The following is a 14517-nucleotide window of genomic DNA, read 5'->3' as shown; positions in this document are numbered from 1 at the left end:
CCAGGAACCCGCCAAAACCCCCAACCAGGAACCCCGACCACCCCGAACCAGTAACCCGTCAAACACCCCCAAACCCCCTCCCCAAATCAACCCCCCGCCCCCACCAACCCCGCCTCATAAGCCCAAATCACCAACTGCGCCCGATCCCTCGCCTGCAACTTCCCCAACAACCTCCCGATATGCGTCTTCACAGTCCCCGCACTCAAATGCAACTCCCCCATGATCTCCACATTCGACAACCCCCTCGCGATCAACACCAACACCTCCCTCTCCCTCCCCGTAACCCCCTCCAACGTCCGGGTGACCCTCCGCTCAGGCCTCCTCCCGAACTCCTCGATCAACCGCCGCGTCACCGTAGGCGCCAACAACCCCTCACCAGCGGCAACAACCCGAATACCCGCCAACAACTCCACCGGCGGCGTGTCCTTCAACAAGAACCCGCTAGCCCCCGCCCGAAGCGCCGCGAACACGTACGCGTCCAGATCGAACGTGGTCAGGATCAACACCTTCGCCCCACCCGAAATCCGCCCGGTGGCGTCGATCCCGTCCATCTCCGGCATCCGGATGTCCATCAACACCACATCCGGCGACACCGACCGAACCAGTTCCACCGCCTCGCGACCATTCGCGGCTTCCCCCACCACCTCCAGATCCGTCGCCGAATCCACCAGCAACCGAAAACTCCCCCGGAGCAATGCCTGGTCGTCCACCACCAACACCCTGATCATCCGAACGGCACCTCGGCCACCACCCGAAACCCCCCACCGCGACAGGGCCCGGCCAGGAACGACCCCCCGTACATCGCCACCCGCTCCCGCATCCCCGCCAGCCCGTGCCCCCCACCTCCGGCGAGCACCCTCTCACCAGGCCCGTTGTCCACGACCTCGACCACCACCGCCACCTCCGACACGGCGATCGACACCGTGCACTCGGCGGGCGCCGCGTGCTTCACCACGTTCGTCACCGACTCCTGCACGATCCGGTACACCGCCAACCCCACCCCGTCCGGCACCCCCGGCACCCTCGTCCCGCCCATCAGGGTCAGCGTGACCGGAACCCCCGCCATCGCCGCCCGCTCCACCAACCCGGACAGATCCCCCAACCCCGGCACGGGCGACAACTCGGGCCCATCCGGTGATCTCAACACCCCCAGCAGGTGCCGCATCTCCACCAGGGTGGCGCGGCTGGTCGTCTCGATCACCTTCAACGCGTCCCGAGCCTCGGCGGGCTGCTCCTCCGCCACGTGGTTCGCGATCCCCGCCTTCACCGCGATCATCGTCAGGCTGTGGGCGACGATGTCGTGCAGCTCCCTGGCGATCCGCAGCCGCTCCTCGGTGAGCGCGTGCTCGGCCTGCTCCGCCGCCGCCCTCACCGCGAACGCCCTCCTGACCCTCATGGTCCAGCCCAGCGTCCAGGTGGCGCCCATGAGGAACCACACCGTCGCGGTGATGCCCAGGTTGTCGGGCCACGGCTCGGCGAAGGCCACGGCGACCCCCGTCAGGGCCGCGCCGCCCAGCAGCGCCACCACGGACCTGCGGCGGGGCAGTGCGACGGCGACCATGTACAGGGCGAACAGGGTCGGCGTGTACACCTCGAGGGTGATGTGGAGCAGCGTCGCGGTGTTCTGGGCGACCACCACGACCATGAAGACGGCCGGCGGCCACTTGCGGCGCACCGCCAACGGCACGCCCACCAGAAACGCCAAGAAGTAGCCGAACGGCACCGGGCCGTCGGTGATCTCCACGAAGGTGGAGTAGACGAGGGTCGCGGCCACGGCGGCGGCCACGTCCACGAAGATCGTGTAGGCCACCGGCAGCCACTTGACCAGGCGGTGAGGTGCGGTCACCGGTCGACCGTAGCGGCGGGCGCGGGGCGTGGGATCGGACCGTGGTCCGACCCCGGTCGTGGTCGCTGGTCCGATCCGCCGCGGCCGGAACCGCGCGAGTGTTCCCGGCATGATCGAAGTACGTGAACTCACCAAGCGCTACGGCGCCGTCCGGGCGGTCGACGGGCTCTCCTTCGAGGTGAAACCCGGCTACGTGGCCGGGTTCCTCGGCCCCAACGGCGCCGGGAAGTCGACGACGATGCGGTCCGTGCTGGGACTCGACGCGCCCACGTCCGGCGAGGCGCTGGTCAACGGCAAGCGGTACGCGGCGATCAAGCGGCCGATGTTCGAGGTCGGGGCCCTGCTCGACGCCAACGCCGTGCACGGCGGCCGATCCGCGGTGAACCACCTGCGGTGCCTGGCCCGCAGCAACGGCATCGGCGACAAGCGGGTGGTCGAGGTGCTGGAGCAGGTCGGCCTGGCGGGCGCGGCCAAGCGGCGGGTGTCGGCGCTGTCGCTGGGCATGAAGCAGCGGCTCGGCGTCGCCGCGGCCCTGCTCGGCGATCCGGGTGTGCTGCTGTTCGACGAGCCGGTCAACGGGCTCGACCCCGAGGGCATCCGCTGGATCAGGGGGCTCATGCGGGGACTGGCCGCCGAAGGGCGGACCGTGCTGGTGTCCAGCCACCTGATGAGCGAGATGGCGCTCACCGCCGACCGGATCGTCGTGATCGGGCGCGGGCGGCTGATCCTGGAGACGTCGATGCGCGACCTGGCCGACCGGTTCAAGCGCGACGTGCTGGTGCGCACGCCGGATCCGGCGGGGCTGCGGCGGGTGCTGGAGAACGCGGGCGCGACCGTGGCCGTGGATGACGGCGCGCTGCTCGTGCAGGGCCTGGAGACGGGGGACATCGCGGACCTGGCGTCCCGGCAGGGGATCGCGGTCCACGAGCTGACCCCGCGCAGCGCGACCCTGGAGGACGCCTACCTCGAGCTGACCGAGGACAGCGTGGAGTTCCGCACCTCGGAGGTGGCCCGGTGATCGACGTGGTGGCATCGGAATGGCTCAAGGTCCGCACCGTGCGGTCCACCTGGTACCTGCTGCTGAGCGTTGTGGGCGTGCTCGCCCTGGGTTCGATGATCTCGTACCTGATGACGAAGGAGTGGGACCGGTCCGCGCCCGAGATCCAGGCGGCTTTCGCCTCCGCCGACCCGAGCGTGGTCGTCATGCCGTTCGCGCAGTTCGCGTTCGGCGTGCTCGGGGCGCTCGTGGCCACGTCGGAGTACGGCAACGGGATGATCCGCACCGTCCTCGTCGCGGCGCCGCGACGGCTGGTGGTGCTGGCGGCCAAGGTGGTCGTCGTCGGCTTGGGCGGCCTGGTGCTCGGCACGGTGGTGTCGTTCGCCGCCTTCGGCATCGGCGAGGTGATCGTCGGTGACCGGCCCGCTCCCCTCTCGGGGGGCCCGTTCTCCGAGGCGCTGCCCGCGCTGCTGGCCAACGGGCTCGCCGCGCTGGTGATCGCTCTGGTGGGGTTGGGCTTTGGGGTGCTGATGAGGGCGACCGCGGGGGCGCTGGTCACGCTGTGCGTCCTGATGTTCGTCCTCCCGGTGGTGGCCGTGCTGCTGCCCGCGCCGTGGAACAACCGGGTGGTCTCGGTGACGCCGCTCTACCTGGGGCCGCAGTTCTCCGGGCAGCTCACCGGCCAGCTGACCCCGGCGCAGGCGCTCGTGGTCATGATCGTCTACGTGGTCGTGGCGCTCGGGGCGGGCGCGCTGGTGCTGGCGCGCCGCGACGCCTGAGCCGACCCCCTGCGACCCGCGCGCGGCGCGAGCCACTAAGTTCTCGGAGATCACCGAGCTTGGAGGACAGCCTTGCGTCGCGCGCACGTCGCGGTCGTGGTCGCGACCACCCTGATGATCACCGGCTGTTCGGTCGAGCAGCGCCCGCTCCGCCGGGGCTTCGCGCTCGACGGGACGTCGGGCCCGACCACCACGAGCACGCGGGCCACCAGCACGTCGGCGAGCGCGACCGCCAAGGCCGCGCCCGCGACGCCGACGAGCACGAGCGCCAGTACGAGTGCCGGCGCGACGGCCAGGCCCGCGGCGGAGTTCGCCGCCCTCGCCCTGCCGCAGCCCGCGCTGACCGAGGACGGCTTGGACGTCCGCGAGTCGGCCGCCGCCGCGCCGTCGGTCGCGGAGACCGTGTGCGGCAAACCCCTCACCGTGCCCGGCCGCGCCCCCGACGGGTACCGGGTCTCGACCCGCAGCCAGAGCGGCGCGAGCAAGCTGGAGCAGCGGATCACCGCCTATCCCGAGGCCGAGGCCGTCGTCCTGGCCGCGCGCGCCGCGCTGACGTGCCCCGAGACCGCGCTCCAGCTGTCCGGGGTGGACGACGCCGTCGCGTGGTGCGAGGCGCTGCCCGGCGGCCGCGGCGCGTGCACCGCGGTGCTGGCCAAGGACGACCTGGCGATCACGCTGCGGATGGAGACGATCAGCGTCGAGCGCGCCACCGAGGTCACCACCCGGCTCGCGGGCACGGCCGCGGGACTGCTCGCGCGGGCCTGACCGTCAGCCGACCCGCCGCGGCGCCAGCCTGACGACTCCGTCGTCGAGGTCGATCGGGCCGCGCGGGGGAGCGGCCTCGTCCTCCTCGCGCGCGAGCCACTCGTGGAACAGCGCGCGCCCATCCGGCACGATGGCCCACTCCGGATCGCGCACCTTCACGCGCAGCTCGTCGAGGTCCATCCAGCCGCCGGAGGCGACCTCCTCCGGCTGGTGCACGAAGGGGCCGTCGGTGCGGGTCTCGTAGACGTGCGCGGTGTAGCGGATCGGCGGGTCCACGAACCGGGCCCGGAACGACGGTGTCAGCGGCACGCCGCGGATCCCCAGCTCCTCGGCCAGCTCCCGTTCCGCGCAGTCGTCCGGGTCCTCGCCGTCGGCCAGCACGCCGCCCGCCCAGCAGTCGTACATGCCGGGGTAGACGTCCTTGGTGTCGGTGCGCTTGTGGACGTAGACGCGCCGCCCGTCCAGCGACCGCACCAGGATCGTCGCGGACGCGTGCCACAGCCCTTCGGCGCGCACCTGCCAGCGGGGCTTCCCCTCCAGCCGGGCGCCGTCCTCGTCGAAGACGGCGACCAGTTCCACCGACGATGTCACCGGTTGTCCTCCCGTGGTCGTACGACCCATTGCTACCACGGACCGACGCACGGCGACGCCCCCTGTTCCTACGGTCGGAACGCACACCGTCACGAGGAGGAGCCTTGCCCACAACGATCGGACTCGCGCTGGCCGAGTTCCGCCACCGACCAGGCCGCGCGCTGCTGCCCGGTGTCGCCCTGGTCGTCGGGGTCGCGTGCCTGATCGCCTCGCTCGTGCTGAGCGACGCGCTGGTCGAGGCCGCGGACGAGGGCATGCCCGTCGTGCCGTCGGCGGTGGGCCTGGTGGTCGGCGTCGACCGCGACCCGATGCTCGACCACCCGGTCCCGGCGGAGCTGGACCAGGCCGCGGCGGACCGGATCGCGGCCGTGCCCGGCGTGGAACGGGTCGTGCCCGTCCGGCAGGTCGCCGTGGACCTGTTGCTGGACAACGGCCGCGCGGGCAGCCGGCGCGGGATCGGCGACGTCGAGGTGGACCGCGAGGGGCTGCGCCGCATCCCGATCGGCGAGGGCCGCTCGCCCGCGAGCGACGGGGAGATCGCCGTCGACCGGGTCACCGCGGACAAGTACGACCTGGCGCCGGGCGCCACCGTGAAGGTCGCCGACGCGCAGGGCAAGGCGCTCGACGTGGTGGTCCGGGGGATCACCAAGCGCGGCTCCACCGGCGACCAGCCGTCCGTCGTGGTCGGCGAGGCGCTCGCGGCCAAGCTCGACCCCAAGCCGGTCGTGTCCGAGTTCCACGTCGTCGGCGGCGGCCAGGAGGCCGTCGCCGCGGCCGCCGGACCGGGGTTGCTGGTGAGCGGGGTCGACGCCGGCGACCGCAGCGGGCTCGGCGGCAGCAACGGCGAGTCGCTGTCCGCCGTGCTCATCATGTTCGCGATCCTCGCGCTGGCCACCGCGTCCTTCGTCGCGGCGGCCACGTTCCGCGCGGTGTACCTCCAGCGCCAGCGCCAGACCGCGCTGCTGCGCTGCCTCGGCGCCAACCGCAAGCCGCTCGTGCTGGCGAACCTGGTGGAGGCGCTGGTGACCGGCGCGGTGGCCGGTGCGATCGGCGCCCTGCTCGGCGGACCCGTGGCGCTGGGGCTGTCGCGGATCTTCGACGTCACCGGGGTGTCCGGGATGTTCGGCGCGTCCTCGCTGACCCCGGCCCTGCTGCCCTCGGCCGGCTACGCGGTGCTCGGCGCGGTCGTCGCCGCGTTCCTCAGCGCGTTCGCCGCGATCCGGCCGTCGCTGGCCGCCGCGCGGGTCTCGCCGCTGGCCGCCCTGCGCACCTCCGAGGGCGCCACGCCGGACAGCTCGGTCGCCCGGTGGCGGCTGGTGTTCGGCCTGTTCGTCGCGCTCTGCGCGGGCGGGCTGGCCCTGGTGGCGGTGGCCGCCAAGGGGTCGACCGCCGGGATGTTCGCGGTGCTGTTCTCCGCGATCACCGCGGTCGCCGCGCTGTTCGGGGTGCTGGGCCCGGTGGTCGTGCCCGCGATCAGCCTGCTGTTCGGCTCGGTCGCCGCGAGGATCGGCGGCGCGAACTGGAAGCTGGCCGCGGCCGAGGTGCGCAGGGTGCCCCACCGCTCGGCGTCGGTCGCGATGCCCCTCGTGCTGGCCGCCGCGATGGTCACGTTCTTCGCCGTCACCGTCGGCACCGCCCGGCAGTTGGAGGCCGGGCTGTCCCAGGACCCCCGCCCCGACGTGCTGATCTCCGACGTCGGCGACCGGCCGCTGGCCGACGGGGTCGACCGGATCGCGAACCGCCCCGAGGTCGCCGCCAGCGCCGTGCTGCACCGCGGCGAGGGCAAGCGCGCCGACGGCGACGGCTACGTCGCGCTGGGAGCGGACCCCCAGCGCCTCGCCGCGTGGCTGACCGCCGAGAACCAGGGCGCGACCGGAGTGGCGGACCTCAGGGAGGGCACCGCGCTGATGACGGACTGGGCCATGCGGTCGTGGGGGACCTCGGTCGGGCAGTCCGTCACCCTGGACGGCCTCCCCGGTGGGGCGCGCACGGTCACCGTCGTCGGCACGGTCCCCGACACCCTCGTGGCCCACGCCGGTGTCGTGGTCGCCGATCCCTCGGTCGGACCGGTCAGCAGCGTGGTCGTGGCGCTCAAGCCCGGCGCGGACACCGACGCCTACCGGACCGCCGTGCTGGCCGGGCTGTCGGACGAGCCGACGGTGGCCGCGGCCACCAGCGCGAGCGAGTCGGCCGAGGACCAGCGCTACCTCGACATCGCGATCGTGATGCTGATGGTCCTGCTCGGCCTGTCCGTCGCGGTGGCGGTGACCGGGATCGGCACCACGCTCACGATCTCGGTGCAGGAGCGCCGCAAGGAACTGGCTCTGCGCCGCGCCCTCGGCGTGACCAGGGGCGGTCTCCAGCACGGGGTCGTGGCCGAGGCGGTGCTGCTCGCGCTCGTCGGCGTGCTGGGTGGCGGGCTGGTCGGGCTCGCCTACGCCCAGCTGACGATCATCGTGGCCGGGGTGCCCGTGGTCGTGAGCGCGGACTGGCTCTCGTTGGGGCTCGGCGGTTTGGTGGTCGTCCTGCTGGCGGTGCTGTCGGCGTTCGGACCGGCCCGCGGCGCGTCGCGGATCCGCCCGGCGGCGGGGCTCGCCTCGGGGTGACGGGTCGCCCGGACGCCGGCGATCAGCTCTGCGCGGGGCCCTCGGGTCCCGCGTAGAGCCAGTCCAGCTCGGTGTGGTCGTCGTCGGCCCTCAGCGCGAACATCCGGTCGCGCACGCCGATCAGCAGCGGGTCCGAGGTGTGCCACAGCTCGCCCCACGGCCGCGCGGACGTCTGGCAGCGCACGGCCTTGGGCAGCCGGGCCCGCTGGAACGCCTCCAGGGCGCCGTCGGCGTCCTCGCGCAGCCGCGCGCCCAGTTCGACCGCGTCCTCCAAGGCCTGGCAGGCGCCCTGGCCGAGGTACTGGAGCATCGGGTGCGCGGCGTCGCCGATCAGCGCGAGCCTGCCCTTCACCCACGTGTCCAGCGGCTCGCGGTCGTGCATGGCCCAGTGCCGGTCGCGGCCCACCCGTGCCACGGCGTCGCGCACCGGTTCGCAGGTGTCCGCGAACGCAGCCTCCAGTTCGTCCACGCCACCCCAGTCGGCCTCGCCCGCGTGGAACCGGGGGCTGCGGAACACGGCGACCTGGTTGACCAGCGCGCCCGCCCGGACCGGGTAGCGCACCAGGTGCAGGCCGGGTCCGATCCAGAGCACGACCTCGTCCGGCCCGTCGCCCCCGCGCGGCGCGGTGCCCCGGTAGGCGGCGTACCCGCTGCACACCGGCTCGTCGTCGCTCAGGTGCCGCCGCAGCCCCGACCGGAGCCCGTCGGCGGCGACCAGCGTGCGCGTCCGGTAGGCGGTGCCGTCCGCGCACCGGACCTCGGCGCCGTCGGCCCGCACGTCGGAGGAGACGACGGTCCGGCCCGCCTCCAGGGTGACCAGGTCGTGCGCGCGGCAGTGCGCGAGCAGCACGTCGAGCAGGTCGCCCCGGTGCATGACCAGGTACGGGTAGCCGTACCTGGTGCGGAAGGCGCGACCCAGGTCGAGCCTGGTCAGCACGCGCCCGCTCACCGCGTCCCTGAGCACGCCCGCCTCCGGGCGCACGGCCAGCGGCAGGACGTCGTCCAGCACGCCCAGCGCGTCGAGGGCGCGGCTCGCGTTGGGGCCCATCTGGAGGCCCGCGCCGATCTCGCCGAACCCGGCCGACTGCTCCAGCACGTGCGCGGGCACGCCCCGCCGGGCGGCGGACAGGGCGGTGGCGAGTCCGCCGATCCCGCCTCCGACGACGAGCAGGGGTACTTCGACAGTGCTCAACGCGGGTCCTTCCGTCCGTGGCGAAACGCAGAGTATTGGCAACGGCGTATAGCCCCGAGCAGGGGCGGAGGCCGTAGGCTGCTCGTATGAGGCGGATCATGGGAACCGAAGTCGAGTACGGCATCTCGGTGCCGGGGGATGCGACGGCGAACCCGGTGCTGACCTCTACACAAGTGGTGCTGGCCTACGCGGCCGCTGCCGACATCCCGCGCGCCCGCAGGGCCCGCTGGGACTACGAGGTGGAATCGCCGCTGCGCGACGCGCGCGGGTTCGACCTCGGCGTGCCGGGCAACCACCCGATCGACACCGACGTCGAGGACCTCGGCGCGGCCAACGTCATCCTCACCAACGGCGCCCGGCTCTACGTCGACCACGCGCACCCCGAGTACTCCGCGCCCGAGGTCACGAACGCCCGCGACGCGGTGATCTGGGACAAGGCGGGGGAGCGGATCATGGAGCAGGCGGCCATCAAGGCCGCCAGCGTGCCCGGCCAGCCCCGCCTCCAGCTGTACAAGAACAACGTGGACGGCAAGGGCGCCAGCTACGGCACGCACGAGAACTACCTGATGGCCCGCAGCACGCCGTTCACCGCGGTCATCGCGGGCCTCACCCCGTTCTTCGCGTCGCGCCAGGTCATCACCGGCTCCGGCCGGGTCGGCATCGGCCCGACGGGCGACGAGGAGGGCTTCCAGCTCTCCCAGCGCTCGGACTACATCGAGGTCGAGGTCGGCCTGGAGACCACGCTCAAGCGCGGCATCATCAACACCCGCGACGAGCCGCACGCCGACGCGGACAAGTACCGCAGGCTGCACTGCATCATCGGCGACGCGAACCTCGCCGAGTACTCCACCTACCTCAAGGTCGGCACCGCCTCGATCGTGCTGGACATGATCGAGGCCGGCAGGCGCTTCGACGACCTGCGGCTGCTCGACCCCGTCCGCGCCGTACACCAGATCAGCCACGACCCGACGCTGAAGGTGCAGGTCGAGCTGTCCGGCGGCCGCAAGCTGACCGGCCTGGACATCCAGTTCGCCTACCACGAGCGTGCCGCGAAGTTCCTCGACGAGGACACCGCGGGCGACCACGCCGCCGACCGCGACGTCGTGCGGATCTGGGGCGAGGTGCTCGACGCGCTGCGCCGCGACCCGCAGGAGTGCGCGGACCGCCTCGACTGGGTGGCGAAGCTGCGGCTGCTGGAGGGGTACCGCTCGCGCGACAACCTGGCCTGGGGCGCGCCCCGGCTCAAGCTCGTCGACCTCCAGTACTCCGACGTGCGGCTGGACAAGGGCCTCTACAACCGGCTGGTCGCGCGCGGCTCGATGAAGCGCCTGGTCAGCGAGGAGGAGGTCCTCGCGGCCATCAAGTCGCCGCCGGAGGACACCCGCGCGTACTTCCGCGGCCGGTGCCTCGAGCGCTACCCCCAGTCCGTGGCCGCCGCCTCGTGGGACTCCGTGATCTTCGACCTCGGTCGGGAATCACTGGTCCGGATCCCCACCCTTGAACCCCTCCGGGGGACGAAAGCCCACGTGGGAGCACTCCTGGAGGCCGCGGAGACGGCCGAACAACTGGTGGACGCCCTGACGAGGGGCTGATCATCGAACCCGTGTGGCAGGCACTAATTGTCGGTTCTGCTGGGTAATGTTGTGGAAGACCCCTTCACTCGGGTCGACGCGGGAGGCTGAGATGGCACAGGAACAGGTTCAGCGGCAAGGCGGCGGTGACGGCGACGGCGACGGCGGCGACGCCGCGGCGGCGGGCCAGGAACGACGCGAGAAGCTCGGCGAGGACGTCGACGCGATCCTGGACGAGATCGACGACGTTCTCGAGGAGAACGCCGAGGACTTCGTGCGGGCATACGTGCAAAAGGGCGGCGAGTAGGCGGTAGAGCACCGCCCACCAGCCGACTCGGGGACAGGAGACGAAGCCACACATGGAAAACAGCTCGTCCGGGCGGTACCCGTCCGCGTCGTTGCCCCCGGCGTACTTGACGCCGGGGTCATCGTCGTTCACCGACTTCCTCCGCGCCCAGGCGCCCGAGCTGCTGCCTTCCGGGCGGAAGCTGCCCGAGGGCAGCCACGTCCAGGCCCCGCACGGGACCACGATCGTGGCCGTCACCTTCAAGGGCGGCGTCCTGATCGCGGGCGACCGGCGCGCGACCATGGGCAACGTGATCGCCCAGCGCGACATGAAGAAGGTGTTCGTCACCGACGACTACTCCGCCGTCGGCATCGCGGGCACCGCGGGCATCGCGATCGAGATCGTGCGCCTGTTCGCGGTCGAGCTCCGCCACTACGAGAAGATCGAGGGCGTCTCGCTCTCGATCGACGGCAAGGCCAACCGCCTGGCCGCGATGATCAGGGGCAACCTCGACGCCGCCATGGCGGGTCTCGCCGTGGTGCCGCTGTTCGCGGGCTTCGACACCGAGGCCCCCGACCCCGACCGCGCGGGCCGGATCGTGTCCTACGACGTCACCGGCGGCCGCTACGAGGAGAACCAGGGCTACCAGGCCGTGGGCTCCGGCTCGCTGTTCGCCAAGTCGGCGCTCAAGAAGCTCTACGACCCCGACGCGGACGCCGACGGAGCCGCCCGTGCCGCCGTCGAGTCGCTGTACGACGCGGCGGACGACGACACCGCCACCGGCGGCCCGGACATCGTGCGGCGCATCTACCCGGTGATCGTCACGATCACCGCGGCCGAGGGCGCCGTCCCGCTGTCCGACGAGCGCACGGCCGCGATCGCCGAGGCCGTCGTCGAAGGCCGCAGGGTCTAGCCGTGCCCACCCCCATTCGCCGAGGTCAGGAGCCGCGCCAGTGACGATGCCGTTGTACGCCTCACCCGAGCAGATCCTGCGCGACCGCTCGGAGTACGCCAGGAAGGGTATTGCCAGGGGCCGCAGCGTCGTCGTGCTCAGGTACGCCGACGGGATCCTGTTCGTGGCCGAGAACCCCTCCAGCACGCTGCACAAGGTCTCGGAGATCTACGACCGCATCGGGTTCGCGGCCGTCGGCCGGTACAGCGAGTTCGAGAACCTGCGCCAGGCGGGGATCCGGTTCGCCGACATCCGCGGGTACCAGAACGACCCGCGCGACGTCACCGGCCGCTCCCTGGCCAACGTCTACGCCCAGACCCTCGGGTCGATCTTCACCGAGCAGATCAAGCCCCTCGAGGTCGAGATCTGCGTCGCGGAGGTCGGCCACCTGCCCGAGCAGGACACCATGTACCGGCTCACCTACGACGGCTCCATCGTCGACGAGCCCCAGTACGTCGTCATGGGCGGCCAGGCCGAAGCCACCACCACCGCGCTCAAGGACCTCTTCACCGACGGCCTGGCGTTGGCCGACGCCGTCAGCGTGGCGGTCCGCGGTCTGAGCGCGGGCTCCACCAGCACCGGCAACGGCAAGCCCGACCTGCTCGACCGCGGCAAGCTGGAAGTGGCCGTCCTCGAACGCGACCGCCCCCGCCGGGCGTTCCGGCGGATCGTGGGCGCCGCTCTGGACGCGATGCTGCCCGCCACCGAGGAACCGGAGGCCGAGGACCCGAAGTCCGAGGCGCCGACGTCCACCAAGGGCGGGCCCGCCAAGCCCGCCAAGGACGTGAACCTGCCGCCGAACGACGACAAGGCGTAATCCCAGCCGCACGCGGAGCGGGGCACCTCCGGATCCCGGAGGTGCCCCGCTCCGCGTTGCGGGTGGATCAGCCGAGCCACTTGTTGGCGCGCACGAAGGGCAGTGCCTTCCACTGCCTGCCGAAGCCCCAGGTGTCGCCCGCGGCGGTGAGGGCCACGACGATGACGCCGATGGCGTAAATGACGTGGTAGTCGACGAGCGGGTTCGAGGAGCCGGTGGCCTCGCCGGTCGAGGTGTGCTGGGCGGGCGGCCATTCGGCCAGCCACATCATCAGCATCATCAGCGCGCCGGAGACCGCGGCGATCCGCAGGCCGATGCCGAGGACGAGGGCCAGGCCGATGGCGAGCAGGCCGAGCATGAACAGGCCGTCGGCCACGGGGGAGCCCGCCCAGCCGCGGAACAGGGACTGGAGCGGGCCTACTTCGACGTGGCCGAGGAAGCCGTTGGTGGGGGAGCCGCCGTTGAGCCACGAGCGTTCGCCCGGTGTGCTGTAGCCGAGGCCGAAGGCCTTGTCGAGGAACGCCCACAGGAAGACCAGGCCGAGCGCGGCGCGCAGCACCGCCAACGGCCTGGCGGCGGACGTGGGCGACACCGCCGGCGCCGTCGTGGTGTCGTGGGTGCGGGTGGGGATGTGCTTGGTGGCCATGGGAATCCTCCTGTTGGTGCCGCGTCGGGTTTCATCCCGCCGCACTCAGCCTGGTCTTCGCGCCACCCGCCCGGCAGGGTCCGAAGTCGTCGTCGGGCAGGGACTCCGGTCGGGACTCCGGTCAGGTGTGCCGGTCGACCCGCGCGGTGACGTCCACGGACTGCACGCCGGGCGCGCTCGCCGCGAGCACGGTGGCGACGTGCCGGTCGTCGGCGTCGTCGAACTCGTCGACGACGGTCACCGCGCCGTCCAGCACCGACACCGCCCACCGCCCGTGCCCGCCGTAGGCGGCGAGCCGGTGGCGGACGTCGGTGACGATGGCGTCGTCGTCACGGGCGAGGGTGCGCAGCAGGTCGCGGCGGCTGACGATGCCGAGCAGGGTGGTGCCGTCGGCGACCGGGACGCACCGGATGTGCTTGTCCAGCAACACCTTCGCCACCTCGGCGATGTCGGCCGCGGCCCGGACGGCGACCGCGGGACCGGTCATCGCGTCGCGGACGAGGCGGGCCGGGGCGGGAGCGGCGGGCTCCTCGTCGCGCCAGATCAGGCCGCGGGCGTCGGGGAGGACGCGGTCGCGCATGAGGTCGGCCTCGGTGACGACGCCGACCAGCCGGTCGTCGGCGTCCAGCACGGGCAGCGCGGTGAAGCCGTGGGAGGTGAGCAGGGCGATGGCGGACTTGGCGGGCGCGTCCTCCCGCACGGTGACCGCCGGGGTGGACATGACGTCTTCGGCGCGCATGGTCAGCTCCTCGCGTTGTCGAGATCGGACACCGCCGGGGAGAACCGGCGGCACGACGGGCCGATCACCACGACCGGGCTGGACGCGTGGCGCAGTACGGCCCGGCTGATCGAGCGGACCAGCGCGCCGCGGACGGCTCCGCCCCGCCGTGATCCCAGGACGACCATGGAGCCGAAGTGGGCATGCCACGCCACCGCGCTCGCCGCGGGCGTGCCGAGGACCTCGGAGTGCACCGGCACGTCGGGGTAGCGGGCGCTCACCTCGCGGAGCAGGTCGTCGGCCGGGCCGCGGGACGCGCAGCGGACCAGCCGCGCACCGGTGCCCAGGCGGTCGGCTTCGGCGAACGAGAACTCCAGCTTCTCGCGCGAGCGCGCGCTGGCGTGCACGCCGACGATCACCGGCGCGGCCGGGTCGGTCCACGCGGCTCCGGGCGGCACGCTGACCACCGGGCAGCGGGCGAGCGCGCTGAGCGCGGTGATGACGGACTCGCCCTCGAAGACCACCGCGCCCTCGTCGGCCACCGCGATGAGGTGGGCGTGCTCCGACTCGGCGACGAGCAGGTCGCCGACGCGGTCCCGCGCGTACCGCTGCCGCACGGCGAGGTCCGGGAACCGCGAGCGCACCTGGTCGGTGACGGCCGTGATGTCGGGCTGGAGGTGCACCAGCAGCAGCGGCGAGCCGCGGCGACTCGCGTAGTCGGCGGCCCACCAGACCGCGTCGAGCCGGGGGG

15 protein-coding genes are annotated in these 14517 nt (G+C 72.6%); 8 read left to right on the top strand and 7 right to left on the bottom strand.

Going from position 1 to position 14517, the window contains the following annotated elements:
* Window positions 1-86 precede the first annotated feature (86 nt).
* Together RM788_RS10310 and RM788_RS10305 are read right to left on the bottom strand one after the other, a co-directional pair.
* Window positions 87-728: a response regulator gene (locus tag RM788_RS10310; protein WP_315931374.1), complete on the bottom strand. Its 642-nt coding sequence runs from the start codon at window positions 726-728 to the stop codon at window positions 87-89.
* Complete coding sequence (locus tag RM788_RS10305; RefSeq protein ID WP_315931373.1) at window positions 725-1846, bottom strand: sensor histidine kinase; 1122 nt, start codon at window positions 1844-1846, stop codon at window positions 725-727. The genes RM788_RS10310 and RM788_RS10305 overlap by 4 nt, the downstream gene beginning before the upstream one ends.
* 109 nt (window positions 1847-1955) lie before the next feature.
* On the opposite strand from RM788_RS10305, the gene RM788_RS10300 reads away from it, so the two are divergent.
* The 3 genes from RM788_RS10300 (at window position 1956) to RM788_RS10290 (ending at window position 4387) form a co-directional block, all read left to right on the top strand.
* Window positions 1956-2864 carry an ABC transporter ATP-binding protein gene (locus RM788_RS10300; protein WP_315931371.1) on the top strand — a complete coding sequence of 303 codons (909 nt, stop codon included), beginning with the start codon at window positions 1956-1958 and terminating at the stop codon, window positions 2862-2864.
* Window positions 2861-3622: an ABC transporter permease gene (locus tag RM788_RS10295; protein WP_315931370.1), complete on the top strand. Its 762-nt coding sequence runs from the start codon at window positions 2861-2863 to the stop codon at window positions 3620-3622. The genes RM788_RS10300 and RM788_RS10295 overlap by 4 nt, the downstream gene beginning before the upstream one ends.
* A gap of 72 nt (window positions 3623-3694) precedes the next feature.
* Complete coding sequence (locus RM788_RS10290; RefSeq protein ID WP_315931369.1) at window positions 3695-4387, top strand: hypothetical protein; 693 nt, start codon at window positions 3695-3697, stop codon at window positions 4385-4387.
* Window positions 4388-4390: 3 nt separating this feature from the next.
* Here the strand turns inward: RM788_RS10290 and RM788_RS10285 are convergent, their stop codons facing one another.
* Window positions 4391-4978, bottom strand: a complete 588-nt coding sequence (locus tag RM788_RS10285; protein WP_315931367.1) for an NUDIX domain-containing protein — start codon at window positions 4976-4978, stop codon at window positions 4391-4393.
* A 104-nt stretch (window positions 4979-5082) separates the two neighbouring features.
* Here RM788_RS10285 and RM788_RS10280 point away from each other — a divergent pair, with 104 nt between their 5' ends.
* Window positions 5083-7584 carry an FtsX-like permease family protein gene (locus tag RM788_RS10280; protein ID WP_315931365.1) on the top strand — a complete coding sequence of 834 codons (2502 nt, stop codon included), beginning with the start codon at window positions 5083-5085 and terminating at the stop codon, window positions 7582-7584.
* A gap of 22 nt (window positions 7585-7606) precedes the next feature.
* Here RM788_RS10280 and RM788_RS10275 read toward each other — a convergent pair whose 3' ends face one another.
* On the bottom strand, window positions 7607-8776 hold the full coding sequence (locus tag RM788_RS10275) for an FAD-dependent monooxygenase (RefSeq protein WP_315931364.1): 1170 nt from the start codon (window positions 8774-8776) through the stop codon (window positions 7607-7609).
* Window positions 8777-8862: 86 nt separating this feature from the next.
* Here RM788_RS10275 and dop point away from each other — a divergent pair, with 86 nt between their 5' ends.
* The 4 genes from dop (at window position 8863) to prcA (ending at window position 12402) form a co-directional block, all read left to right on the top strand.
* Window positions 8863-10368 (top strand): depupylase/deamidase Dop, encoded by a 1506-nt coding sequence (gene dop / locus RM788_RS10270; RefSeq protein WP_315931362.1) that lies wholly within the window; start codon window positions 8863-8865, stop codon window positions 10366-10368.
* A 91-nt stretch (window positions 10369-10459) separates the two neighbouring features.
* Window positions 10460-10654: a ubiquitin-like protein Pup gene (locus tag RM788_RS10265; protein WP_106191430.1), complete on the top strand. Its 195-nt coding sequence runs from the start codon at window positions 10460-10462 to the stop codon at window positions 10652-10654.
* A 52-nt stretch (window positions 10655-10706) separates the two neighbouring features.
* Window positions 10707-11546: a proteasome subunit beta gene (gene prcB, locus RM788_RS10260; protein ID WP_315931361.1), complete on the top strand. Its 840-nt coding sequence runs from the start codon at window positions 10707-10709 to the stop codon at window positions 11544-11546.
* A 40-nt stretch (window positions 11547-11586) separates the two neighbouring features.
* The gene (gene prcA, locus RM788_RS10255) at window positions 11587-12402 is read left to right on the top strand and encodes a proteasome subunit alpha (protein ID WP_315931360.1); all 816 of its coding nucleotides are present in this window, start codon (window positions 11587-11589) and stop codon (window positions 12400-12402) included.
* Between the two features lie 67 nt (window positions 12403-12469).
* Here the strand turns inward: prcA and RM788_RS10250 are convergent, their stop codons facing one another.
* The 3 genes from RM788_RS10250 to RM788_RS10240 form a co-directional block, all read right to left on the bottom strand.
* Window positions 12470-13048: a DoxX family membrane protein gene (locus RM788_RS10250; RefSeq protein ID WP_315931359.1), complete on the bottom strand. Its 579-nt coding sequence runs from the start codon at window positions 13046-13048 to the stop codon at window positions 12470-12472.
* Between the two features lie 121 nt (window positions 13049-13169).
* Window positions 13170-13787, bottom strand: a complete 618-nt coding sequence (locus RM788_RS10245; RefSeq protein ID WP_315931358.1) for a CBS domain-containing protein — start codon at window positions 13785-13787, stop codon at window positions 13170-13172.
* A 2-nt stretch (window positions 13788-13789) separates the two neighbouring features.
* Window positions 13790-14449 (bottom strand): universal stress protein, encoded by a 660-nt coding sequence (locus tag RM788_RS10240; protein ID WP_315931357.1) that lies wholly within the window; start codon window positions 14447-14449, stop codon window positions 13790-13792.
* Window positions 14450-14517 lie beyond the last annotated feature (68 nt).

The organism is Umezawaea sp. Da 62-37 (assembly GCF_032460545.1).
Taxonomy (GTDB): Bacteria; Actinomycetota; Actinomycetes; order Mycobacteriales; family Pseudonocardiaceae; genus Umezawaea.
Note: the sequence above shows the minus strand (reverse complement) of the source record. Positions and strands in the feature narration are given on the sequence as shown.

What these genes read in the sequence shown, in the direction of transcription:
- RM788_RS10300 (WP_315931371.1), top strand. Translation starts at nt 1,956, where the DNA reads ATGATCGAAGTACGTGAACTCACCAAGCGCTACGGCGCCGTCCGGGCG.
- dop (WP_315931362.1), top strand. Translation starts at nt 8,863, where the DNA reads ATGAGGCGGATCATGGGAACCGAAGTCGAGTACGGCATCTCGGTGCCG.
- RM788_RS10250 (WP_315931359.1), bottom strand. Translation starts at nt 13,048, where the DNA reads ATGGCCACCAAGCACATCCCCACCCGCACCCACGACACCACGACGGCG.
- RM788_RS10245 (WP_315931358.1), bottom strand. Translation starts at nt 13,787, where the DNA reads ATGCGCGCCGAAGACGTCATGTCCACCCCGGCGGTCACCGTGCGGGAG.
- prcB (WP_315931361.1), top strand. Translation starts at nt 10,707, where the DNA reads ATGGAAAACAGCTCGTCCGGGCGGTACCCGTCCGCGTCGTTGCCCCCG.
- RM788_RS10265 (WP_106191430.1), top strand. Translation starts at nt 10,460, where the DNA reads ATGGCACAGGAACAGGTTCAGCGGCAAGGCGGCGGTGACGGCGACGGC.
- RM788_RS10310 (WP_315931374.1), bottom strand. Translation starts at nt 728, where the DNA reads ATGATCAGGGTGTTGGTGGTGGACGACCAGGCATTGCTCCGGGGGAGT.